Raw genomic sequence first — 22,964 nt, 5'->3', positions numbered from 1 at the left:
TGGGATAACATGAATGAACTTAAAAAAGATGCTTCCCTTGGAATTACGATACTCGGTGCGCTTTTTGTAGCACTGCTTATCAAAATCCTGTGCTTTGATATTATGATTGCTGAAGGCACCTCCATGATGCCTACAATTTATCCTGGAAAGGTATTATTCATTAATAAGTTAGCTTATGGGTTCCGACTACCCTGGTCAAAAAAATATATCCTTCGTTGGAATTATCCACGGATCGGAGATATTGTAGTATTTGTTTCGCCCCAGGGAACCATTGCGGTAAAACGTTGTGTGCAAATACAGAATCAAGAGTATATACTAGTCCTTGGCGAAAACAGTGAAGTATCCTATGATTCACGAAACTATGGACCAATTTCAGCTGATTTTGTACTAGGAAGAGTTGAAGGGATACAATAATGGAAGCAGTCCCACCAAAAAAGGGTCGAATTATTGTCTTTACAAGCCTTTTTATGCTCTTTATCCTCTTTGTCTATGTGCGGTATGCACAGCTTATGCTTTTCCCTGAAGCAGTAGATCAAAATACAGAAAAGAATAATCTTATTGAGCGAGGACCAATTCTGGACAGAAACGGCACCATTCTTGCCATGCAAACAAGGCTCGGTAATATAACCATATGGAAACCCGAAGCTATGACTGCACTGGAAGAGAGCTCAAAACTGCTTGCACCATTAGTAGATATGGAAGAAAAAGCAATTATTGATCGGGTACAGCAATCCAACAGTTCCTTTATCTATTTAAAAAAACGTCTAGATCAATCGGTTCTGGGTACTATTGAAAACCTAATTAAAGCAGGGAAACTCCCCGGCATAGCTATCGAACCAATAATGGGTCGTATTTATCCAGAAAAAAACCTGGCCAGTAATCTTATTGGTTTTGTAGGGGATGAAAATCAAGGGCTTGGCGGCCTTGAATATGCCTTTGAATCGGATCTTGCCCCTCAAAACGGACAACTCTATGGGAATCAGCTTATTTTGACCATCGATACAAAGGTTCAGTATACCCTTGAACAGATCGCAGACCAAAGCATGGAAGAAAATAAGGCTGAAGCAGTTATATTGATTGCCATGACACCCCAAACAGGAGACATTTTGGGCTATGTTTCGCTGCCGAATTTTAATCCTAATGAGATTAGCAGCTCAACTGAACAGGAAAGAATGGATCGTCCTGCTATCTGGGCCTATGAACCGGGATCCGTTTTTAAGGTCTTTTCTCTTGCATCCATGCTTGATACAGGAGCAATCACTCCGAATAGTACTTTTATCTGTGATGGACAATATGAACAGACGACGAGCGGTGGAGAAAAAATCACCATTAAATGTCTGGGCGCTCATGGCACGGTTCACCCCCAGGAGATTATCACCTATTCCTGTAATGCTGGGGCAGCCTATGCTTCAGATCAGATAAACGCTCAAACTTTTTATACTATGATACAGCAATTTGGCTTTGGAATGAAAACCGGTATTGGAATTCCCGGAGAAACCAGTGGTTATTTACGGCCTATAAACCGTTGGTCAGCCCGTTCAAAACCAACCATTGCTATTGGACAGGAAATTTCAGTTTCTGCATTACAGATGGTGCAAGCTGCCACTGCAATCGCAAACGATGGTCTTTTAGTACCTCCTCGAATCGTAGCACGAGTCCTTAATCATGAAGGGAAATTAGTTCGGGATCTGCAAACAGGAATTCCCCGCCAGATACTTAAACCGGAGACTGCCCGGGAACTGCGAAAATATATGCTTGCAGCTTCTTCTGAAGCAGGAACCGGAAGAAGAGCCAGGGTCGATGATATCCCTATCGGAGTTAAAACAGGAACGGCTCAGATTATTGACCCCAAAACCGGAACCTATTCAAAAACAGATTATATCGCCAGTACTTTGGCATTGGTACCAGCGGACCAGCCATCGCTCATTCTGTATATGGTTATTATTCGCCCAAAGGGTGATTCCTACTTAGGAGGCCGTATAGCAGCTCCTGCAATCAGAGAAGCGTCGGAAGAATTGGCAAATTATCTCGGCATACCGAGAGGTAAAAGTCTTCAGGTTGAGCATCCAGGGACTGTGGTATTAAATTTCCCCCCAACTATTGCCATGGGCGAAAACTTACCCGATTTGAGGGGATACTCAAAAAAACAGCTTTTACCTCTGCTTTTGCAGGATGATATTACCGTAGAAATTGATGGTGACGGCTGGGTTAAAAAACAGATCCCCGATCCTGGGACCCCAATCACGAAAGGTATGGTGATCCATCTGGAGCTTGAGTAAATGATGCTGACACCAAACAAGGCTGTTCTCGAACAGGTGTTTCCAGAGCTCTATAAACGGCTCCTCAAGGAAGCAGAAATCCTGAATCAAACAAACATAGATATTCAATTGGTTACCACCCCATCAGGGGATATTAGCATGAAATATCGGGGTATCTGGATCCACTCGAGCAGGAACCCTAGAGAAGAGGCTAAACGGGTTATTCAGACATCGGTACAATCAGCACAGGTACAAAACCAGACTCCCTTTATCCTTCTCGGCTTTGGACTTGGTTATACAGCGGAACATATCCGAGAACAGTATCCGCAAAATCCCTTGGTTATCATCGAACCAAACCCATCAATACTGCTTACTGCCCTTACAGCACGGGATTTGAGCTCCTTGCTCTGTTCCCCTGGTATCATTTTTATTATCGATAAAACGATGGGTGCTCTTTTTAATGTGCTCCCTTTATTTTCCTCTCCTCCACTACCAATTATCTCAAGACCATATCGTGAAGCTGAACCAGATGTGGTGAAGGATCTCTTGCACATACTTTCGCTCTGGAAAACCAAAACGGATGTTAATGAAGCAACCATTAAAAAATTTGGCAAGCGTTGGGTTAAAAACATTGTAGCAAACCAGCATATCCTCATCGATATTCCTGGCATTGCAGCATTCGCAGAGGCCTTTCCCTCTTTCCCTGCTCTGGTGCTTGCCGCCGGGCCTTCCTTGGATGATATACTTCCGTTCCTGCCGGAACTTCATAAACGGTGTCTCATTATTGCTGTAGATACGGCTTTAAGAGCACTACTCAGGAGTGGTATAGAACCAGATTTTGTTGTGGTTGTAGATCCTCAATATTGGAATGCACGACATCTCGATTTCTGCCATGCTCTCAGGACATGTCTTGTCACCGAAATTGGTGTGTATCCTACAGTCTTAAGGCATTCCTTTCAGCATAGACTGCTTTGTTCTTCCCTATATCCATTGGGATACTATTTAGAAAAAAATGTAGATGTTAAAGGCCGACTCGGTGCGGGAGGATCGGTAGCAACGACAGCATTCGATTTTGCCCTCCACCTGGGATCAAAGCCAATCTATATAGCAGGACTCGATCTCTCTTATCCTGATTATAAGACCCACTTTACGGGCGCCTTATTTGAAGAACGGGCCTTTACCAAATCACATCGATTTCTGCCCGCCGAAACCCAGTCGTTCCAGAGCCTTATGGGGGCCCATCCTTTTTATGCACCCAGTGCATCCGGCGACAAGGTATTAACCGATGCAAGGCTATCCCTCTATACTGCATGGTTTGAAGCAAGGCTTCGTCAGCTTCCTCCAGGGATCTGTAAAAGCCTTTCGCCGAATGGGATAGGTATTCCAGGCTTAGAACTTGGATCTGTAGAAGACCTCTTAAGCCGTCCAGTCATACGGCTTGAATTGCAGAACCAGCTTAGCAATATCATTAAGCAATTAGAAGATCAGTTTTTTGCAGCAGATCATCAGAAACACTTACAACAAGCATGGGAAAAAAATCAACAAACTCTTATACAAGCCCTGACAGATTTATTGGTCATTACAGAAAGGGGTACTGCTCTGGTCAATTCACTGTTACAGGAAATGATGCAAGGTTCTATTAATCTCTTAGATAACAAGCTCACGGAGCTGGATCGAATCAATGATCAGATCGCACAGAGCCCGATTAAGGATATAGCTGGATTTTTATTTACTGACAGTGAAGAAAACAAAATCAGTATCAACAACAGTCAAGAGAAAGATGCTCTCCAGAGCTACCTCACCTACCTTACGTCGTTCTATTCCATACTGCATAATTCCATAAATTATCAAATTTTGTTATTAAAAAGCCATTAAATACTATTTTTTCTGTAAAGCCTGAAGCAAACAATCCGATATATATACTATCAACGGGGTGTATTCCTCTGGTGAGTTAGGCGGTGCGCACAACGACGTCCAGGCGCATCGCCTTTTTTATTGTCAAAGCTGTTTATAGGTTGTCAGAAAGGTGCGAAGCCGGTTCATGGCATCCGCAATGGTTTCCTTATCAGGTAAAAAGACAATTCTGAAATGATCCGGTTCTTTCCAGTTAAATCCTGTACCCTGAACTAAGAGAATCCGCTGGTCCCGCAAAAGGTCCATCACAAACTGCTCGTCGTCGGTAATATTGAAACGCTTTACATCAATCTTTGGGAAACAATAGAGGGCTCCCTTGGGGTTGGTTACCGAAAGGCCGGGGATAGAGTTTACCAGGGAAACACAGGTATCCCGCTGTTCCTTAAGGCGACCACCGGGCAGAACCAGGTCTTTAATACTCTGGTAGCCGCCAAGGGCAGTCTGTATACCGTATTGGGCAGGGACATTGGCGCAGAGCCTCATATTGGAAAGCATCTCCAGCCCTTCCCGATATCCTGAGATGATCCGCTTATTGCCGGAAATGACCATCCACCCGGAGCGGAAGCCCGCCGCCCGGTATGCCTTGGAAAGGCCGTTAAAGGAAATGGTACAAATATCCGGATTGATGCTTGCCATGGGAATGTGGACCGCCCCATCGTAGAGTATTTTGTCATAGATTTCATCCGCAAAGACCAGTAGATCCGATTCACTGGCGATAGCAGCGATACCTTCCAGTATAGTTCTATCATAGACCGCACCGGTTGGATTATTCGGATTGATAACGACTATAGCCTTGGTGCGGCTGGTAACTTTGGATGTAATATCGCTCAGGTCGGGGTTCCAGTCTGATGCCTCATCACAGAGATAGTGAACTGCCTTACCCCCCGCAAGGGTAATTGCAGCGGTCCACAGGGGATAATCCGGTGAGGGAACCAGGACTTCATCTCCTTCATCAAGCAGGCCTTGCATCGCCATCATGATGAGCTCACTCACCCCGTTGCCGATGAAAATATCATCGACGGTTACATCCATAATGCCCTTAGACTGAAATTCCTGCATAATAGCCTTGCGGGCCACAAAAATACCCTGAGAGTCCGAATACCCCTGGGCATTCTGAAGATTGACGATAATATCATGTAAAATTTCATCGGGGGCATTAAAACCAAAGGCCGCAGGATTACCAATATTTAACTTAAGGACCCGAAAGCCCTCTGCCTCAATCCGTTTTGCCTCTTTCATGACGGGCCCGCGAATATCGTAACAGACATTGTCAAGTTTATGGGACTTATTAAACATGCGCATGGTGCGGTTCCTCCTCGTAGATATATCGAGCTGCATCTTCCAGAGACTTTGCCAAAATAATGACATGAATCTCACCCTGAGCTTTTCCCAGTTCTTTATTCCAGGCTTTCAGGTCAGGCAAAGCGCGCTTAATCCGCTGTTTTGCTGTTTCAGCAGCCTGTTTCGCCTCTATAGCCTTTTCGGGGACGGCTTTAACAATGGTATCCTGTAAAAAAAGAGCTGATAAAGCACAAACAAGGGAATCCTTGCTATGCTGAGCTAGGACAATGAGCCGATCGGCGGCATCGGTGAATTTTTGCTGTAACAGGAGGGCGAAACAGAGATACCACTGTTCCCAGTCATTGGCATGGTTGCTGTTTTTTTCTTGTTCTAAAAATAATGTGACTGCACCGACATGATCACCCTTAAGTACATGGGAGAGCCCAAAAAGAAGAGTATTTTTACGAAGTAGTTTAGGGTTTTCCTTTTTTAGCTTTACTTCCAGCGTAATCACACTTTGAGGATCCGACATCACAAGATAACTATGGATGAGTAGTTTCACAAGCCGCTGAGTATACCGATGCTGTTTTAGAACCCTATCTTCTAAATATTGCACCAAGGCAGGCCAGTCCTCCCGTTCAAGAAGCTCAAAAAGTTTAACATTGGTCATGAAAAAAACGTCAAAACCTGTTAGAATTATAAGTAATAAGAGACCTAAGGGCCAGCTGGTTTTCCAGAACGAGAGAGCAAACTCTGCGCCAAGGGCAAAAAAGGGCATAGCAAAGACAAAACAAAAGGAGAGAAGAATTACGGCATTAAAAAGAATAAAAATAGATTTGAATTTCAATGGTGTTCTCCTTTATAATTGCCGAAAATGATAGAGAAAAGTATGGCACGGGTCAACAGGGGTATACATAATGCAATCCTTTCCCATTAAAGATATTCCGCAGGACAGTTATTTTACCAAACCTGCTTATTTAGATGGACGGTTTATTCTGACGACACCAGAAATGCCCTTCACAAATGCTTTAAAAAAAGCTCTTTTAGACTGGGAATTCAGAGAAGTTCAATCCGATGGAATCCCTCAAGAGGAATATTCTGATACGACAACTGCAAACATACAGGAAAGAGAAGAAATTAAAGAAGTTGAAATTAAAAATAACAATGATAGTGAAAGACTTAAACAGGCGATAGAATTTTATCAGAAATTCTTGTTGTATGTTGAAAACTTGTTTACTCGATATACTACAAAAAACGAGATTAACTTTAAAGAAGTGGCGGATAAGATTAAAGAAGTATGTGATGTTGTAAAAGAAGATCGCCGTTTTTTACTTCGAGTAGAGATTCCCCTATCTAAAAATCAGAATTTTCTGGCTAATCATACGGTAAAATCTACTATTATCGCTGTCATTATCGGAACTTATTTAAAATTACCGAATCATCGGCTTATAGAGTTGGGAGTAGCCGCATTGCTCCATGAGATTGGTATGCTGAAACTTCCACCTCAACTGTATATGTCCAACCGGCCCTTAAGTCCCCAAGAGCGCAAGGCTATTTTAACCCACCCCATTCTAAGCTATAACATTTTAAAAAGCCTGGATTTTCCTCTTTCTATTTGTGTAGGAGTCCTTGAGCATCACGAACGTCAGAATGGTGAGGGATATCCTCAAAAATTGAAGGGAGAACGCATCAGCCTTTATGCAAAAATCATTTCTGTAGCTTGTTCCTACGAAGCCCTCACTGCTTTAAGACCTTATAAAGATGCGAAGGATGGCTATACCGGCATGATCGATCTTCTAAAAAATGTAGGCCAACAATATGATGACACCATCGTCAGAGCTCTTGTATACTCCCTCTCCATCTATCCTATTGGATTATATGTTTTGCTTTCTAATAATAAACACGGTCAGGTGGTAGACGTGAATCCAGAAAATCCGCGATATCCAATTGTGCAAATATTTGGAGAAAAAACACCGGATGGAAAAAATAAAACCATTGAAACATCCCATGATGGCGTTCATATTGTTCGGCCTTTAATTAAGGAAGAAGTGGAAACTATTCAAGAATAATATGGAATCTCCAGCCCTCAGAGACATACTCATTATTTTTATACTCATTCTCATTAATGGTTTTTTTTCTTTATCGGAAATGTCCCTTGTATCTTCTCAAAAGGCACGGCTTCTCGCAAAGGCAAAGAACGGTAAAAAATCCTATAAACGAGCCCTTGCTGCAAAGGAAGAACCGGGAAGATTTCTTTCAACAATTCAAATCGGCATTACATTGATAGGCATTCTTGCTGGTGCGTTTGGTGGTTCAACCCTGACCGAACCTTTGCTGAAGATTATAATAAAGGTTCCCATGTTTGTTCCTTATGCAGAGGGCATCGCAGTAGCCATTGTGGTTATTGGTATAACCTATTTTTCCATCGTACTAGGGGAACTGGTTCCGAAACAGGTAGCGTTATCAAAACCAGAGTCAATTGCTTCATTTGTTATGCCAATACTGGACGCCATTGCACATATCTTTAAGCCCTTGGTAGGATTCCTTGCTCTTTCCACTTCAATTCTGCTTAAAATCTTTCATATCCGAGTAGCTCCAAGCCATACTATGACTGAAGAGGAGCTGCATATAGCCCTTCAAGAAGGTCAGCAATCGGGGATTGTAAAGGAATCTGAGCGTACTATGGTAGAGGGCATTTTTTATCTTGGGGATCGGCCGGTAAAAACCTTTATGACCTACCGTTCTGAAGTGGCATGGCTTAACAGTACGGTGGATCTGCTCAGTCTTAAACCGATGCTTCTTAGACCAGATAGTCCAAAATATTATCCCGTATGTCATGAAACACCAGATGAGGTGGTTGGTATCGTTTCAAAAGAAGATCTTTTAACACAAATTCTTTTAGATAGTAAAAAACCGCTGAAATCGATCATGAAAAAACCGATCTTAGTCCCTGAGACCATGTCAGCCCTTAAGGCCTTTGATGTTTTTAAAAGAGAACAGGCAGAATATATTCTGATAATGGATGAATATGGCGGGTTTTCAGGAACCCTTGCTATCCAGGACCTGGTTGAAGAAATAATTGGCCAAATTTCAAGACCCGATCGTGACATGGAAGATATTATTCGCCGAGAGGATGGTTCTTACCTGCTCGGCGGAGCAGTCAATATTGATGAAGCGGCAGAGCTGCTCGGCTTTGGAGCTCTTATTAAGGATCACCACGAATTTAACACCTTAGCGGGCTTTATTCTAGAAATTGCCGGTGAAATTCCAAAAACCGGGACAACCTATAACTGGAATGGATATACCTTCGAAATTGTTGATATGGATGGTAACCGTATCGATAAGGTCATTGTACAAAAGCCTCAAAAGTCCCAAGATAGTTCAGAGCCGCTTACTTAAACGGGCAATTGCGGAACCGATTGCAACACCGGCGGCAATAGCCCCTGCAATAGTGAGCGTTTCAAATCCGGTAGAAAGGGTCCCCTGCAGGTCTCCTTGGAGTGAATGGGCAAGGGTATAGTACATTCCTCCTCCAGGGACTAGGGGAATAAGAGCACACACAAGATAGGTCGTTGCAGGCCGCTTGAATAAGCCCGATATGATCTCTGCATAAAGAGCAATCCCTATTGAGGAAAGAAAATAAGATACCCCTGATGAGGCTACAACGGTGCTTGAAAATTGATAAACAGCCCAGCCAAGACCTCCTCCAAGGGCTGCGAGGGGAATATGTCTGCCCCGTACATTAAAAACAATTGCGAAGGTGCCCGATGCCAAGGAAGCCCAAAGTATATCCATAATTACCTCAGAAGTGAAAATACCGTCCCTGCTCCTATGGCCAGGGCTGCGGCAGTAATAAACGCATCGGTAAGCCGGGCAATACCAGCTACCAGATCTCCTGCGATAGTATCCCGGATTGCATTGACGGTGGCGAGCCCTGGAACGAGTAACATGATAGAACCTATTATGGTTTTATCCATATGCTCTACTATACAGATTCGCAGGGTAATTATGGAAAGCAGTGCAGCAATGGCACCACCAATGATAGTGGTGATAAAATCAGGAAAATGCCAGCGTTGCAACATGTATGCGAATGTTTTTATGCCAAGACCAACTATAAAAGCGCCAATGGCATCACGAAGACTTCCATGAAACAAAAGTGTAAAGAGTGATGCACTCAAAGCAGCGGCTAACAAAGTTATCAAAGTAGCATAGGGTTTTTCACGATCAATTTCTATAAGCCGCGCTTCTGCAGCATTTACACTTAATCCTTCTTGTTCTGTTATACTGACAAGCATATCGAGCCTGCTAATTCGATGTAAATCGACTACCCGCCGGGTAATTCGTCGTACCACTGCCCTGCTTCGGTTATCTCGGTCCACGATAGAGGCCATTATGCCTGTGGGAGTAGCAAAGGCTTCTACATCAGTATAACCCCATGCTTTACACAGCCGAACAATGGCATCCTCCGCACGATACGTTTCTCCACCGGCCTCAAGGATACGTCGTCCTGTTTCTGCGGCAATAATAAGAGGATCCAGTTCTTGATGAGCATTTTCCATAGGTTTCTGGTGTACCCTGCCTTGGCGGATCAGGTCAAGCGTGGTACCATAGAGCAGGAGGACCGCATATGAATGGATTACAACTCATTACGAAAACTACCTTAATGGGACCAGGACCTTCCTGTGTGCATCCTAAAGTATATGAAGCCCTATCAATGCCAACGATTGGACACTTAGACCCTAGGTTTATCACGATAATGGACGAAATTAAAGTTATGCTCCGGGAAGTCATGGGTACAAAAAACGAAATAACCCTGCCCATGTCAGGAACCGGTTCTGCGGGAATGGAGGCAGCCTTTGTTAACCTTGTGGAGCCCGGTGACAAAGTCCTGGTGCTGGTTAATGGGGTGTTTGGCAAACGAATGGCTGAGGTTGCCCGCCGCTTGGGTGCAGAAGTAGAAGAGTGTGAATTTACCTGGGGTACTCCGGTTGATCCCAATGTGGCGGAGAAAAAAATACGGGAGAAAAAGTGGCAGATAGTAGCCATTGTTCATGCAGAAACTTCTACAGGTGTAAGAAATCCCGTGGAAAAGCTTGGTCCCCTGGTACATGAGGTAGGAGCTCTCTATATTGTCGATGCAGTAACAAGTCTTGGAGGTATTCCGGTAGAGGTAGACGCAATCGGTGCTGACCTTTGTTATTCGGGGACCCAAAAATGTCTCTCCTGTCCACCAGGACTCGCACCGCTTACTATAGGAGAGCGGGCTATTGAAAAACTAAAGAACAGATCCACCAAGGTACCCAACTGGTATTTAGACCTTTCTATGATTATCGATTATTGGCAAGGAGCAAGACGGGCTTATCATCATACAGCCCCCATCAATATGCTGTATGGTCTCCATGCAGCGCTGTCTGTACTTCTCGAAGAGGGTTTACAAAACTCCTATGTACGGCACCTGAAGATGCACGAAAGGCTTGTTCAGGGGCTTACCTCGATAGGACTTGAATTACCAGTGGCAGAACCCTATCGGCTTCCCATGCTAAACGCGGTAACCGTCCCAGAGGGTGTGGATGAAGGGCGGGTACGAAAGGTGCTGCTTGAATCCTATGATATTGAAATTGGTGCGGGTCTTGGACCGCTGGAAGGAAAGATCTGGCGTATCGGCCTTATGGGATATACTGCCCAGGCAGAAAATGTTGACAAACTTATTAGTGCTTTGCAATCTATGTTACATCGTTAAGAGGTATGAACATGTCAGGTAATTGGGCACTTTATCAAGATACACTTATTCCACGACAGGATGCCAAAATAGATATTGAAGACCGGGGGTATCAGTTTGGAGATGGGGTATACGAAGTCATACGGGTTTATAATGGTAAACTTTTTCTTGCCGAAGCCCATGCTAAGCGGATGGAACGAAGCCTTAAGGAGTTACGCATTCCCTTTCCTGATTGTACAAAACGGGTTCTGAAAGGGGCCCAGATGTTAGTAGAAGCTGAAGGTATCGTTGATGGCATCGTTTATCTACAAATTAGTCGTGGTATAGCTCCACGGGTGCATCAATTTCCAAGTTCTGCTACAATCCCTATTTTTACCGGTTCCGCAAGCTCACTCCCCCGACCCTTTAGTTACATGGACCAGGGCATCGAAGTACTCCTTTTACCTGATATTCGATGGCTCAGAAATGATATTAAAAGCTTAAATCTTCTTGGGGCAGTACTCAGCAAGCAGCAAGCAAAAGAACGGGGGTGTTATGAGGCTATTCTTGAGCGAGCGGGGATCCTAACCGAAGGAAGTTCTTCAAACCTCTTTATCGTATCACGGGGTGAACTACTCACCCATCCCGCCAACAATCTTATCTTGAATGGTATTACCCGGTTAGAAATTTTCAGGCTTGCCGCTGAAGCTAAGTTGGCTTGTAAAGAGGTAACTTATACAGTCGATGAACTGTTTGCAGCAGATGAAGCATTTATTTGTGGAACCACCACCGAAATAATGCCCATCAGAACGGTAACAACAATAGATGCTGAGAACAGAGCCTATCACTATACTATTGGAACAGGTGCTCCAGGTCCACTTACGAAAACACTTCAAAAAGCTTTCGATCGACTGGTAAAGGATGTTACCGCTGACGATGGTAATAAATCATAGGCAGGTTTGGATGCTCCGGATGGGGAGTAACTTCCACATCGATAGTATAGGCTTCTTGCAATATTTCAGGACGAAGCACCTCCTGTACAGTACCATGCTTTACGATGCATCCCTTGGCCACAAGACTCATTGTTGAAGCATAAAGACTTGCCAGATTGAGATCATGGAGACTGATAACAGCAGATAAGCCCTGAGATATGAGCTTTTGCAGTAGTTCCATGGTAGTAATCTGATAACGAATATCTAGATGAGATATGGGCTCATCGAGTATCAACAATTCCGGTTTCTGGGCTAAAGAGCGGGCAATCAGCACCCGTTGCAATTCTCCGCCTGAAAGCTCTGTTACAAGTCGTTCACGATACCCCGAGAGATCGGTAATTTCCAGGGCTTCTTCCACTGCTATCCGGTCCTCTTGCCGTTCATTCCCAAACCAGCCGCGACTGGGAAAGCGACCTTGAGATACAAGTTCATAGACCGTAAAGGGCCAGTGGATACTGCTAGCCTGAGCTACATAACCGATTTTTGACGCCCTCTCATAGGACAAATAGGATGTTATTGGTTTGGAATCCAGTAAAATAGTCCCAGAAATAGGTTGTGTAAGCCCGGCAAGGGCTTTGAGTAATGTCGTTTTACCTGATCCATTGGGTCCTACCAGGGTAAAAAGCTCACCCTTATGCACAGAAAAACATATTTCTGAAAGAACAGCTTTCCCATGGTAACCCACCGTAAGGCGTTCTACCGATAGTCGAACATCAGCTTCCAAGATGGCGCCCTCGTTTAAATAATAACAATATAAAAAAAGGAGCTCCAATAATTGATGTAATGATCCCTATCGGTAATTCCAAAGGAGCAGCAATCCTACGGGCAACAATATCTGCAACAAGTACCAAGAGTGCCCCTCCTAGAGCGGCAGCAGGCAATAAACGTCGATGACTTGGTCCCACAATTATCCGCATGGCATGGGGAGCAATCAGACCTACAAAACCGATAATCCCTGCGCTCGCCACTGCCGCAGCAGCAGCCAGAGAGGCCCCCGTGGCGACTAAGAATCGTAAACGCCGTACATCTATCCCCAGGGAATGGGCCACATCATCCCCTTGAATGAGAATATCCAGAGGCCTTGATGCCAGATAAACAAGTCCGGCTCCAAGAATCATAATTGGCACCATGGTTACTAGTTCTGTCCACGATGACATTCCCAGCCCACCGAGAAGCCAATAATACACCCGGTGCATGTCCTTATCCTTAAGGACAAGAACTAAAGATAAGAGGGCTGAAAAAAAGGCACTCAAGGCAGTGCCCGCTAAAAGCAACGCCACTGAAGGGGGAGGGTCTCCTGCAAAACGAGACAATCCAAAGGCTAGAAATGTTGCCATCAGGGCTCCAAGAAAGGCACAAAGAGAGATGGAAGAAACCGGACCTGCTGAAGGAAGAGAGAGTACAATGGCAAGGGCTGCTCCAAGAGCAGCCCCGGAAGAAGCACCAATAACATAGGGATCTGCTAAGGGGTTTCGAAAAAAGCCCTGAAAACCAGCCCCTGCCACAGATAGGGATGCACCTACAGCCATAGCAAGCAATACCCGGGGAAGCCTGAGGTAAAAGAGAATAGTAAAATTTGTATCCTTTTGCTCATGAGAAAAAAGAACACTCATAGCCCCAACGATTTCCCTCAAAGGGATAGTGACCGCCCCAGCAGCAACACCATACAGGGCGGTAAAACATAAAACAATAAAAAGTAATAGAATGATAGAAAGATAACGCCTGCGGGGCATATTTATTTAAGAATCTTTGCTAGGGCTTCTACCGCATCGGCCAGGCGGGGCCCCCCTCTATAGATAATATCTGATTCTATAGTGGCAATTTTCCCATTTTTCACTGCGGGAATATTCAACCATCCGGGTCGATTCATTATATCCTCAAGCCTCATCCGATCTCCATGATCAGTACCGGACAAGATCCAATCAGGGTTTCTGACAAGTAACTCTTCAAAACTTACCTGCGGCCACTGTTCTTGTAGATCGGCAAAAACATTTTTGCCACCAGCTAGAACAATCGCTTCACTAATAAAGGTAGGACCTCCTGCGGTCATGAGCGGGTCGTCCCAAAGTTCCCAAAAAACTCGAGGGGTACCTTTTGTGGTAGGGATAGTTTGAACCGCTGCAATTCGTTTTTGCATAGCAGTTACCACCGTGCGGGCTTCCTTTTCATGCCCAGTGAGGGCTCCAAGAGTGAGAATATCCCTATAGACATCCGCAAAAGATCCTGGTTCAACTGCAAAACATGGAATTTTTACCTGATCTAACAGGGGAATTACCTTAGCATGCATAACTGCAGACAGAATCACCAGATCGGGCTTTAATGCTACAATCTGTTCAATGCTAATGGTAGCTCCAGAAAATCCACCGACCCTTGTTTTGCTTGAGACAGCCGAAGGATAATTACAAAATTCAGTAACACCAACAACCTGATCCCCAGCACCAATAGCAAAAAGCGTTTCCGTAACAGCTGGGGTTAGACTAACAATTCTACCTGCACTTTGCTGTAGAGTAATACTGCGACCTGCGGCATCCGTAAAACGTGGTTGCGCAAAAAGTGGTAAGGAAATAGCAGCGGCCATCACCACTACAAGGAGAGAAGCAAGATTTTTTTTCATACTACTCACTCGTCCTACGCCCAGAGGACTGGGAAAAATCTCAGAGCTCTACAGCCCTAGGATAGTGGCAGGTATCCTGGCTCAAGACTGCAAGCGTTCAACACGCCCTTCCAGGAAATCATTCCCCGTGGTGATGGTTCAAATAATGAACCCCGTGTTGTCCTTGTCTTTTACAGTGCCTGGGGGCGCGCCGGCATATACCGGCTTCCCTTTTACAGCCTGCACAAAATGAAATGTGGGCACCACTATCGTTTTTATCATACCCTGTAGTATTGATCTGGGTCAAGTTCGGAAGTTCACATTCGGTAATAATCAATGTTCCAAAGAAAAAGCCCTTCAGGTGGAGCGGTAGGTCCCGCTAAGGTATGATCCCTGGAATTCATTAATTTCTGTACCTGTTCAACAGAATAACCCCGTTCTTCATAATAAAGCAAGCTTCCTACGATACTTCTCACCATTTTCCACAGAAAGGCATTGGCAGTAATCTCAAATAGTAATGTGGTGCCTGCAACGAAAAAACGGGCCTGTGAAATATATCTGCAGCGGCTCAGAGAAGGATCCCGGGGACTTGCAAAGAGAGAACAATCGGTTTCTCCTATAAGGAGCCGAGCATAGGCGTTTAAACAGGAGATGTTCGGCTGCCGCCAAATTTGCCAGGCATAGCGCAATTCGTGGGGCATAGCGTGCCGTCCGCTTATAATATGGTAGCGGTAAGTCCGGGATTTTGCATCAAAACGAGCATGAAAATCGAGAGAAGCTTCTTCAGCATGAAGAATACGAACATCCCGTTTTAAAATACTGTTAAGGGCTGGAACAAATCGTTCAGCAGGAATATGGGAGATATCAGTTATAAAATTGGCTACCTGGCCTATGGCATGAACTCCCGCATCGGTTCGACCTGAACCAATAAGTTGTACCGGATGTTTATGCATTTTAAAAAGGGCATCTTCAATATCACCCTGAACAGATCGATCAGGTCCTTGCCGCTGCCAACCAGAAAAATCAGTACCATCGTAGGCTACCACCAGCCGGATATTTCGTTCAGTCATCGGTCTCATGTAATTCTTCGTTGATTGCTTCGTATAAATTACGGGCCTTTTCCAAGAGAGGTCCAGGTTTTGCCTTTGAAGATTTTCCAAGTCCAAATATTTTGGCAATTGTCCGTTTTGCAGCTCCCAGGGCTTCGATTCGTTTTTCCTCAGGTTCCCGGGGACCATATTTTAATTCCAGAAGAGCAGTAAGATATAGGGCCCCTTCATAAGCATAATTTTTATCCGTATCTGGGCCGAAATTTTTAATTCCAGAGAGGGGTTCCTTGCCGCTCTGTTCAAAAAGAATGGCCTGACGATAAAAAAATCGAGCTTTTTTCTTAAAGAGCAACGCAAGCCAGTCATAATGCTGACCAGGATATTTACTATGCAATTCATCGAAAAGCCAGCCACAGCGAATGGCCTGGATTGCCTGTTTTATCGTAGGCGAAAATTCCTTTGTATATAAATCATAGCAGCGAAGCGCCAGGTAGGTTGCAGCAGTACCCGAGAAGAGATCCCGGGGACTAGAAAAATCTACCTGGGGGAATATATGTTGAACATCTGCAATTCGGTTGTCCCGATCTAGCATAGCCCGTTCCTTTGATTCATCAGGCAAATGCAAAAAATCTGTCTCAGCGGATGCAAACCAACATGCGGGACATACTGTAGGTTGATAAATAAGGGGATACACCTCGCCATATTTTGCCGATGGTTCATACTTTCGGTGTAATTCATCAGTCAAGGTTCCCGCTATTAAGCGGCCTCCACCGGATAAAAGTTCTTCCCGATTAAAACTGGCATCACATACAGGACAATGTAGAGTTTCCTTGGCATAAAAGGTAAGTTTTAATTCCTTCTCATTCATGGCTTCTGCCTATTTACATCATCATCAACCTGCTCTAGAACAATCATAGCAATGGCATTATCATGTTCATGGGTTAATGAAAGATGAATTTTATTTGCCCCAGATTTTTGTAAAGCCGTCAGGGCTGTACCAAAAACTTCTATTTCCGGTTGGCCATTATGACGATTAACAACCATAATATCTTTTAAAACAATATCTTTTAAACCCGTTCCCAAAGCCTTGCCAAAGGCCTCTTTTGCAGCAAAACGGGCGGCAAGGGAAACCGCCATTCCATGACCTCGGGACCGAGCGGTTTCAAGTTCATAGGGATGAAAATAACGTTCTAAAAGTCCAGGAACCTTTATCCAATGTTCAAGTCGATGCACATGAACTACATCAACACCAATTCCTTTAATCACAAGTCACCACCTGTTTGTTTTACAATTTCTACAGGTATTTCTGTTGGTTCATATCGTAATACAACAAAATTTTGAGGAGCACTAACAATTATTGGCAATAGATAGGTACCTTCTTTATCAATATCAGAACAATCTACTGAAAGAATCGATGAGTCAGGTGTGTAACTATCTAAATCAAGTTGACTTCCCTGTAATTTGATGGTGCCATAATTAATTTGAGGTCTGGCAAGCAATGTATTATGAAGACCAGAAACAATAATCGGAATCTTTTCGAAGGTCCTTATAGCTATAGATTGTTGAATAGATGCGGAAAAAGTTACAGAAAGAGAACCCTCAATTTTAATAAGACTTTCTTTGTTGTTAATCTTTGTTACAACGCTAAAATTCTCTTTTCGTCCTGTAAGTTCAATAAAATCTGTCGTAACATCGTTAATACTATTTACGATATTAACTGGCCCCAAAATGGTTACTTGATTTGGCTCCAGAGTATAACTACTTAGTTCATATCCGCTTTCTAGATATCCACGAAAACTTGGTGTAATCGGCACTATTTTAGTCATGCTTTGATCTAATGGAATTAAGACCTCTATCGGATCTATTTGTATTTCAAGATTAGATGTTTCTGCAATAGTACTTTTATTTTTAATCTGGATAGGAGCCCGATAGAGACCAGGAGTTTTATACTTCGAGAGATCAACGTAAGCCTCTATATCAGATTCTTGCAGGAGATATAGCGAATTTGATTCACCTTTTATCATAATTTTAACAATTCTTGGATATGGTCCTGATGGTAAAAGTTCACCAGAAGTTTCAACTTTGAGGGGAACTGAAAAGTATCGTTCCTCAAGTATGCTTATTTTATGAAACATCGAAAGAAGCAGTGCCACTGCTAACGATAATACCTTTGCAGGCCAATTTTCAATTAATTTATTGATTAATCTATCTAACTTCCAGGATCCCATGTTCGCCTTCCTTTTCCAGACCTTCTTGTAACAATGGATTCTGATCTCCTAGAAGTTTCTTTAAACTATTAAGAATTTCAATTAAAGGAAGATCATAATAAAGACGACCTTCATAGGCTAAACTAATTGCACCGGTCTCTTCAGATACAATAAGAACAACCGCATCAGAATGTTCAGAAATTCCTAACGCGGCACGATGTCGGGTTCCAAAACTTTTTCGTATATCCTGTTGTTCTGATAAAGGTAAGAATGTACCTGCAGCAAGGATATGACCATTTTGAATAATAATAGCACCATCGTGAAGAGGACCATCATAGGCAAAAATGGTAACTATAAGACTCGTAGAAAGTTCAGCATTGAGTCGAGTACCGGTATCTATAATATTTTTAATATTTATTTTTCGAGGGAAAACCATCAAGGCTCCCCGTTTTTGTTTGGAAAGCAGATCGGCAGCAGTAACTGCTGCATCAATCTGGCTCATTTGTTGTTTAGCATTGATATGAAACAACTCGGTCTGACCCAATCGCATAATTATCTTTCTTAGTTCAGGCTGAAATACAATCGCCAATGCAATAAAAAGCCCAGGAGCAATCAAATTTAAAATCCATTGCAAGGTACTTAACTTAAAGAAATAGGCAAAACCAAAGAGCAATACTAAAAGGCCAGCCCCTTTTACTAGTTGTATAGCCTGAGTTTTTACTAATAATTCATATCCCTTATAAACAAGAAAGGCTAAAATAAGTATATCTAAAATTGGACGAAGGATGTTATAGATTGTACTGAGACCATGTATAATTTCCACCGAGATTATCCTTTTCGCTGTTCAATAGCATTCAATACTTTGATAAGATCAACTGTCTCTTTAACATCATGAACCCTGAAAATTTTTGCACCTTGGTAGAATACTGCTGCATGGGCTGCAAGGGTACCTGCTAATCGTTCTTCTGGACCTCTTCCTGTTATGGCGCCCAAAAAGGATTTTCTTGATAGACCAATCAATATAGGATAATCCCTATTTCCAATATCCGCAAGATGGGCTAGCAAATCTAAATTGTCTTCAAGTCGCTTACCGAACCCTATACCAGGATCGAGAATAATGGAATCATGTTCAATTCCAGCCTGTTCTGCATTCTTTGCAGCTTTTATAAGAAATTCATTAACTTCCCTAACCACGTCATCATAATAGGGTTGATGCTGCATGGTAGCAGGGATGCCCTTTTTATGCATAAGAACCACGGGAACTTTAGCTTGTGCACAGAGTGGGGCCATGTTAGGGTCATCATACAGAGCAGAAATATCATTTATTATCTGAGCACCCGCATCAAGAGCGGCCCGGGCGACATTGGCCTTCCGGGTATCTACTGAGACTGGTACGGAAGATTGTCGGCAAAAGGCTTGAACTACTGGTACTACGCGTTTTAGTTCCTCCTCTTCATCGACATATTCAGCACCGGGTCTTGTGGATTCTGCACCAAAATCAATTATATCAGCACCTTCGGCTACAGCCTCCAGAGCTCGATCCACCGCTTGCTGAGCCTGGGCACGGCTTGGTGCATAAAAAGAATCTTCTGTACAATTAACAATGGCCATCACCAGCGGTGGACCAGCAAGATTTAATACTTGACCATTGGGAAGGGATATCTGTGTTGTCATTTTCCAACAACCCTTAAACTATTTGAATACAATTTGCTCTGTATAGTTTTGTTAAGAAATGTTTTGATCCGTTTTGTAAGACCTATGGCATCAAGCTCATTCTGTGCCAATAATTCTTTTCTCGTAGCTTGCGAATGGAACGTATCGCAACTACCAAGATGTAGAAAAGCAATGGTTGATAGATGATGGGACAGTATGATTCCCAGATGTTCACCAATTCCACCATTTTTCATACCTTCCTCTACAACCACAATCTGTTTATAAATTCGCATCACTGAGATAAGATATGTTTCATCTAAAGGTTTTATAAAACGAATATTATAGCTATCACAGAAATACCCATCTATTGCAAGTAACTCAAGGGCTTCTTCAACCTGTGGATAGAGGCTACCAGTAAACATAATACAGGTTTCAGCATAATTCTGATGTACAAAGACACCCCGCCCCTCTATAAGAGGCGTAGAAAAAGCGCTGTGTTCAGATGGGCAAGCGGCTTTTGGATACCGGATCAGGGAAGGTTTTCCTGATTCGATAGACCATTGGAGCATGAGATCCAGCTCCTGTGCTGAGGCAGGAGCCAGCAAGGCAAGATGAGGCACAGAACGGAACAGGGCTATATCAAAGAGGCCCTGGTGGGTTTCCCCATCATCGGGCACAAATCCGGCCCGGTCAAAAGCAAAGGTTACGGGCAGATTCTGTATTGCCACATCGTGGATAACCGAATCGACAGAACGCTGTATAAATGATGAATAGATTGCTACCACGGGCTTTAATCCCCGAGCCGCAAGACCTGCAGCAAAGGTAACTGCATGGGCTTCTGCAATACCTACATCAAAGAACCGGTCAGGAAATTGTTCATGGAACTGGGCAAGGCCGGTACCCTTTTCCATGGCGGCGGTAATAGCTATAACCGAAGGATTCTTTTGAGCGATAGCAACAAGGGCATTTCCGAATGCATCGGTAAAAGCGGGACCAGAGCTTTTTTCGACAAGCCCATCTTCTACAGAGAAGGGCCCAATACCATGAAATTTTGATGGGTCCTTTTCCGCCTGATTATATCCTCTTCCCTTTTGGGTAATAACATGTACGACAACGGGCTTGTTCAGAGCTTTCACATCCTGAAGGACATCTTCGAGCATGGAAAGATTATGGCCATCGATGGGGCCCACATATTCAAAACCCATTTCAATAAAGAAATTTTGCGGATAAAAAAGCACCTTAATACTTCGTTTAAGCCGAACTACGAGGTTATAGAGCTGATTTCCAAAGATGGGTATTTTTTTTATCAGCCGGTCAATTTTTGTTCGTATCCGTTGATAGCTCCCGGTCATGGTGAGCCTGCTCAAATGTTTTGACAGGGCTCCAACATTGGGACTAATCGACATTTTATTATCATTCAATATTACAATAAGCGGTAATTGCAGGTGTCCTGCATGGGACAGAGCTTCGTAGGCAAGGCCTCCGGTTAAGGCGCCATCCCCGATAACTGCAATGACATGATTATTCCCTCCAAGCAAGGTTTCACCGGCCAGTAGACCGAGGGCTGCCGAAATGGATGTGGATGCATGTCCCGTATCAAAGGCATCATGTACACTTTCTGACCGTTTCGGAAAGCCGGAAATACCCTTGTTTTTTCGTATGGTATGAAAATGTTTATAGCGGCCTGTGAGAAGCTTATGGGGATAACACTGATGTCCTACATCAAATACAATCTTGTCCTCTGGACTCTGAAACACCCGATGAAGGGCAATGGTAAGTTCGACAATTCCCAGATTGCTTGCCAGGTGTCCGCCATTTTTACTTACGGTGTGGATAATGACATGCCGAATTTCTTTAGCTAATTCCAATAATTCCGAATGGTTTAAAGTTTTTAATTGTCCTGGATCCTGAATCGTCTCCAGAACGGTATAGGCGTGCTTTTGCATAATTAGTAACAGTATACTGCTTTTTCTTATCTCTTTCCAGCTAGTATCTCAATACCGAAATGGGAGGTTCCCTTATCCTTTAGAAAAGGGCGTCTAAAAATAAAAAAAAAACCGCGTCGGTACTTAGTACCCGCGGTTCTCACAAAAGACCATACACACTCAGAAGGGCTAATTATTTATTCTTATGCCGATTCTTTCTGAGCTTCTTCTTCCGCTTGTGGGTAGCGATCTTCTTTAACTTCCGCTTTCTTCCGCAGGGCACTTCAGAGTCTCCTTTGCAGTAAGATGAATCCCGTCGAACCGAACAGGTGGTACCTCGTAGCCAGGTGGCAACAAACCTTTATATAGTATGAATGAGAGACGATAAAAGGTCAAGGGGTTTGGCTGAACCAGCTGGATATGAGCTTTTTAATCTGCGCTGGCAGGTTACCTTCCTTTTCAGCGGCTATCCAGGTGACCTCCGGAAGAGAAGCAAAAAAGGTGATTTGCCGCTTTGCATATCGGCGGCTATTACGGGCAACCAATTCCTCCACAAGGGTCAGGTCGTGGGAGAGACTGCCATCTTCAAGAAAAAACTCCTGGTAACCGATTGCCCTCATTCCCGGGTCTTCTCGTTTGTAGCCCCGGGCAACGAGGCCAGATACTTCCTCAGGAAGTCCTTCGAGAAACATCTGATGGGTCCGCCGATTGATGCGGTCATAGAGGGAAGTCCGATCCCGTTCTAAACCAATGAGTAAAAACCGGTAGGCTGGTCGCTCCGGAGCACCTTCCTGCCCGGAGGTTCCGGAAGTGGGAAAACTGCTTAAAGGCCGTCCGGTCAGACGATATACTTCCAGGGCCCGGAGAAGCCGGTAGGTATCGTTAGGGTGAATCCGTTCTGCACTTACCGGATCTGCTGCACGAAGTTCCCTAATAAGAGGCTCAACACCGTATTCGGCAAGTTCTTCCTTAAGGGTGTTTCGTATATCCAGATCCGATGGCGGAGCTGCAGGCAGACCAAGCACAAAGTTCTTGAGATAAAAACCCGTACCACCCGATACTACCGGCAGTTTTCCTCGACTGAAAATATCCCTGCAGGCCTCATCCGCATGTCGGACAAAGTCTCCAACCGTAAATTGCTCTTTAATATCACATATATCGATGAGATGATGGGGCAGACGGGTACGAAGTTCGTGGGATGGTTTTGCAGTACCGATATCCATGCCCCGATAGACCTGCATGGAATCGGCAGAGACTATTTCTGCAGGGATAGGTGCATTATGGTCTGCAAAAAGTTCTTCCAGAAGGGCAGTTTTTCCGGAGGCAGTAGGACCGAAGAGCAGGACCACCGGAATTGCCGGTGCATCCTTAATCCGGACCGGATTCATCGGTTC

Annotated in this window: 22 protein-coding genes and 1 riboswitch; of the genes, 7 read left to right on the top strand and 15 right to left on the bottom strand. The window is 43.9% G+C overall.

Going from position 1 to position 22,964, the window contains the following annotated elements; all coding sequences use genetic code 11:
- Positions 1–9 precede the first annotated feature (9 nt).
- Genes lepB through SPICA_RS06200 form a run of 3 tightly spaced genes read left to right on the top strand, consistent with a single transcriptional unit; the run spans position 10 to position 4,133 of the window.
- The gene (gene lepB, locus SPICA_RS06210; protein WP_013968676.1) at positions 10–414 is read left to right on the top strand and encodes a signal peptidase I; all 405 of its coding nucleotides are present in this window, start codon (positions 10–12) and stop codon (positions 412–414) included.
- On the top strand, positions 414–2,279 hold the full coding sequence (locus tag SPICA_RS06205) for a penicillin-binding protein (protein ID WP_013968675.1): 1,866 nt from the start codon (positions 414–416) through the stop codon (positions 2,277–2,279). The genes lepB and SPICA_RS06205 overlap by 1 nt, the downstream gene beginning before the upstream one ends.
- On the top strand, positions 2,280–4,133 hold the full coding sequence (locus tag SPICA_RS06200; RefSeq protein ID WP_013968674.1) for a motility associated factor glycosyltransferase family protein: 1,854 nt from the start codon (positions 2,280–2,282) through the stop codon (positions 4,131–4,133).
- Between the two features lie 123 nt (positions 4,134–4,256).
- Here the strand turns inward: SPICA_RS06200 and SPICA_RS06195 are convergent, their stop codons facing one another.
- Both SPICA_RS06195 and SPICA_RS06190 read right to left on the bottom strand, forming a co-directional pair.
- Complete coding sequence (locus SPICA_RS06195; protein ID WP_013968673.1) at positions 4,257–5,474, bottom strand: pyridoxal phosphate-dependent aminotransferase; 1,218 nt, start codon at positions 5,472–5,474, stop codon at positions 4,257–4,259.
- Positions 5,461–6,300: a hypothetical protein gene (locus SPICA_RS06190; protein ID WP_013968672.1), complete on the bottom strand. Its 840-nt coding sequence runs from the start codon at positions 6,298–6,300 to the stop codon at positions 5,461–5,463. Before SPICA_RS06190 ends, SPICA_RS06195 begins: the two co-directional genes overlap by 14 nt.
- A 70-nt stretch (positions 6,301–6,370) precedes the next feature.
- Between SPICA_RS06190 and SPICA_RS06185 the strand changes: the two genes are divergently transcribed.
- Together SPICA_RS06185 and SPICA_RS06180 are read left to right on the top strand one after the other, a co-directional pair.
- Entirely contained in the window at positions 6,371–7,522 is a 1,152-nt protein-coding gene (locus tag SPICA_RS06185; protein ID WP_013968671.1) for an HD-GYP domain-containing protein, read from the top strand.
- A gap of 1 nt (position 7,523) precedes the next feature.
- Complete coding sequence (locus SPICA_RS06180; RefSeq protein ID WP_013968670.1) at positions 7,524–8,852, top strand: hemolysin family protein; 1,329 nt, start codon at positions 7,524–7,526, stop codon at positions 8,850–8,852.
- Here the strand turns inward: SPICA_RS06180 and SPICA_RS06175 are convergent.
- A complete protein-coding gene (locus SPICA_RS06175) occupies positions 8,835–9,248 on the bottom strand; it encodes a threonine/serine exporter family protein (RefSeq protein WP_013968669.1) in 414 nt (137 codons plus the stop codon). The two genes, SPICA_RS06180 and SPICA_RS06175, sit on opposite strands and share 18 nt — an antisense overlap.
- Before the next feature lie 2 nt (positions 9,249–9,250).
- Positions 9,251–10,012 carry a threonine/serine exporter family protein gene (locus SPICA_RS06170; RefSeq protein ID WP_013968668.1) on the bottom strand — a complete coding sequence of 254 codons (762 nt, stop codon included), beginning with the start codon at positions 10,010–10,012 and terminating at the stop codon, positions 9,251–9,253.
- A gap of 68 nt (positions 10,013–10,080) precedes the next feature.
- On the opposite strand from SPICA_RS06170, the gene SPICA_RS06165 reads away from it, so the two are divergent.
- Together SPICA_RS06165 and dat are read left to right on the top strand one after the other, a co-directional pair.
- The gene (locus SPICA_RS06165) at positions 10,081–11,193 is read left to right on the top strand and encodes a pyridoxal-phosphate-dependent aminotransferase family protein (protein WP_013968667.1); all 1,113 of its coding nucleotides are present in this window, start codon (positions 10,081–10,083) and stop codon (positions 11,191–11,193) included.
- Positions 11,194–11,204: 11 nt separating this feature from the next.
- Positions 11,205–12,104, top strand: coding sequence for a D-amino-acid transaminase (gene dat, locus SPICA_RS06160; protein ID WP_013968666.1), 900 nt, complete (start codon positions 11,205–11,207; stop codon positions 12,102–12,104).
- Here the strand turns inward: dat and SPICA_RS06155 are convergent.
- The 11 genes from SPICA_RS06155 to miaA all read right to left on the bottom strand — a co-directional run bounded on the left by SPICA_RS06155 (position 12,076) and on the right by miaA (position 22,958).
- Positions 12,076–12,867, bottom strand: coding sequence for an ABC transporter ATP-binding protein (locus SPICA_RS06155; RefSeq protein WP_013968665.1), 792 nt, complete (start codon positions 12,865–12,867; stop codon positions 12,076–12,078). The genes dat and SPICA_RS06155 overlap by 29 nt on opposite strands.
- On the bottom strand, positions 12,857–13,876 hold the full coding sequence (locus SPICA_RS06150; RefSeq protein ID WP_013968664.1) for a FecCD family ABC transporter permease: 1,020 nt from the start codon (positions 13,874–13,876) through the stop codon (positions 12,857–12,859). The genes SPICA_RS06155 and SPICA_RS06150 overlap by 11 nt, the downstream gene beginning before the upstream one ends.
- A gap of 2 nt (positions 13,877–13,878) precedes the next feature.
- Positions 13,879–14,757, bottom strand: a complete 879-nt coding sequence (locus SPICA_RS06145) for an ABC transporter substrate-binding protein (protein ID WP_013968663.1) — start codon at positions 14,755–14,757, stop codon at positions 13,879–13,881.
- A gap of 49 nt (positions 14,758–14,806) precedes the next feature.
- Positions 14,807–15,019, bottom strand: a riboswitch (cobalamin riboswitch).
- Positions 15,020–15,053: 34 nt separating this feature from the next.
- The gene (truA, locus tag SPICA_RS06140) at positions 15,054–15,806 is read right to left on the bottom strand and encodes a tRNA pseudouridine(38-40) synthase TruA (RefSeq protein ID WP_013968662.1); all 753 of its coding nucleotides are present in this window, start codon (positions 15,804–15,806) and stop codon (positions 15,054–15,056) included.
- A complete protein-coding gene (locus SPICA_RS06135) occupies positions 15,799–16,653 on the bottom strand; it encodes a DUF2225 domain-containing protein (RefSeq protein ID WP_013968661.1) in 855 nt (284 codons plus the stop codon). The genes truA and SPICA_RS06135 overlap by 8 nt, the downstream gene beginning before the upstream one ends.
- Positions 16,650–17,051 (bottom strand): holo-ACP synthase, encoded by a 402-nt coding sequence (locus SPICA_RS06130; RefSeq protein WP_013968660.1) that lies wholly within the window; start codon positions 17,049–17,051, stop codon positions 16,650–16,652. The genes SPICA_RS06135 and SPICA_RS06130 overlap by 4 nt, the downstream gene beginning before the upstream one ends.
- Entirely contained in the window at positions 17,048–18,013 is a 966-nt protein-coding gene (locus SPICA_RS06125; protein ID WP_013968659.1) for a CdaR family protein, read from the bottom strand. The genes SPICA_RS06130 and SPICA_RS06125 overlap by 4 nt, the downstream gene beginning before the upstream one ends.
- Positions 17,991–18,815 carry a diadenylate cyclase CdaA gene (cdaA, locus tag SPICA_RS06120; protein WP_013968658.1) on the bottom strand — a complete coding sequence of 275 codons (825 nt, stop codon included), beginning with the start codon at positions 18,813–18,815 and terminating at the stop codon, positions 17,991–17,993. The genes SPICA_RS06125 and cdaA overlap by 23 nt, the downstream gene beginning before the upstream one ends.
- 5 nt (positions 18,816–18,820) lie before the next feature.
- Positions 18,821–19,666, bottom strand: a complete 846-nt coding sequence (gene folP / locus SPICA_RS06115; protein WP_013968657.1) for a dihydropteroate synthase — start codon at positions 19,664–19,666, stop codon at positions 18,821–18,823.
- Positions 19,663–21,591: a 1-deoxy-D-xylulose-5-phosphate synthase gene (gene dxs, locus SPICA_RS06110; RefSeq protein ID WP_013968656.1), complete on the bottom strand. Its 1,929-nt coding sequence runs from the start codon at positions 21,589–21,591 to the stop codon at positions 19,663–19,665. Before dxs ends, folP begins: the two co-directional genes overlap by 4 nt.
- Positions 21,592–21,962: 371 nt before the next feature.
- Complete coding sequence (gene miaA, locus SPICA_RS06105) at positions 21,963–22,958, bottom strand: tRNA (adenosine(37)-N6)-dimethylallyltransferase MiaA (RefSeq protein ID WP_013968655.1); 996 nt, start codon at positions 22,956–22,958, stop codon at positions 21,963–21,965.
- Positions 22,959–22,964 lie beyond the last annotated feature (6 nt).

The organism is Gracilinema caldarium DSM 7334 (assembly GCF_000219725.1).
Lineage (GTDB): Bacteria > Spirochaetota > Spirochaetia > Treponematales > Breznakiellaceae > Gracilinema > Gracilinema caldarium.
This window is presented reverse-complemented; position numbering and strand designations above follow the sequence as displayed.

Coding starts and splice junctions, on each gene's coding strand:
- lepB (WP_013968676.1), top strand. CDS start 10: ATGAATGAACTTAAAAAAGATGCTTCCCTTGGAATTACGATACTCGGT.
- SPICA_RS06205 (WP_013968675.1), top strand. CDS start 414: ATGGAAGCAGTCCCACCAAAAAAGGGTCGAATTATTGTCTTTACAAGC.
- SPICA_RS06200 (WP_013968674.1), top strand. CDS start 2,280: ATGATGCTGACACCAAACAAGGCTGTTCTCGAACAGGTGTTTCCAGAG.
- SPICA_RS06195 (WP_013968673.1), bottom strand. CDS start 5,474: ATGCGCATGTTTAATAAGTCCCATAAACTTGACAATGTCTGTTACGAT.
- SPICA_RS06185 (WP_013968671.1), top strand. CDS start 6,371: ATGCAATCCTTTCCCATTAAAGATATTCCGCAGGACAGTTATTTTACC.
- SPICA_RS06180 (WP_013968670.1), top strand. CDS start 7,524: ATGGAATCTCCAGCCCTCAGAGACATACTCATTATTTTTATACTCATT.
- SPICA_RS06175 (WP_013968669.1), bottom strand. CDS start 9,248: ATGGATATACTTTGGGCTTCCTTGGCATCGGGCACCTTCGCAATTGTT.
- SPICA_RS06170 (WP_013968668.1), bottom strand. CDS start 10,012: ATGGAAAATGCTCATCAAGAACTGGATCCTCTTATTATTGCCGCAGAA.
- SPICA_RS06165 (WP_013968667.1), top strand. CDS start 10,081: ATGAATGGATTACAACTCATTACGAAAACTACCTTAATGGGACCAGGA.
- dat (WP_013968666.1), top strand. CDS start 11,205: ATGTCAGGTAATTGGGCACTTTATCAAGATACACTTATTCCACGACAG.
- SPICA_RS06150 (WP_013968664.1), bottom strand. CDS start 13,876: ATGCCCCGCAGGCGTTATCTTTCTATCATTCTATTACTTTTTATTGTT.
- SPICA_RS06145 (WP_013968663.1), bottom strand. CDS start 14,757: ATGAAAAAAAATCTTGCTTCTCTCCTTGTAGTGGTGATGGCCGCTGCT.
- truA (WP_013968662.1), bottom strand. CDS start 15,806: ATGACTGAACGAAATATCCGGCTGGTGGTAGCCTACGATGGTACTGAT.
- SPICA_RS06135 (WP_013968661.1), bottom strand. CDS start 16,653: ATGAATGAGAAGGAATTAAAACTTACCTTTTATGCCAAGGAAACTCTA.
- SPICA_RS06125 (WP_013968659.1), bottom strand. CDS start 18,013: ATGGGATCCTGGAAGTTAGATAGATTAATCAATAAATTAATTGAAAAT.
- folP (WP_013968657.1), bottom strand. CDS start 19,666: ATGACAACACAGATATCCCTTCCCAATGGTCAAGTATTAAATCTTGCT.
- dxs (WP_013968656.1), bottom strand. CDS start 21,591: ATGCAAAAGCACGCCTATACCGTTCTGGAGACGATTCAGGATCCAGGA.
- miaA (WP_013968655.1), bottom strand. CDS start 22,958: ATGAATCCGGTCCGGATTAAGGATGCACCGGCAATTCCGGTGGTCCTG.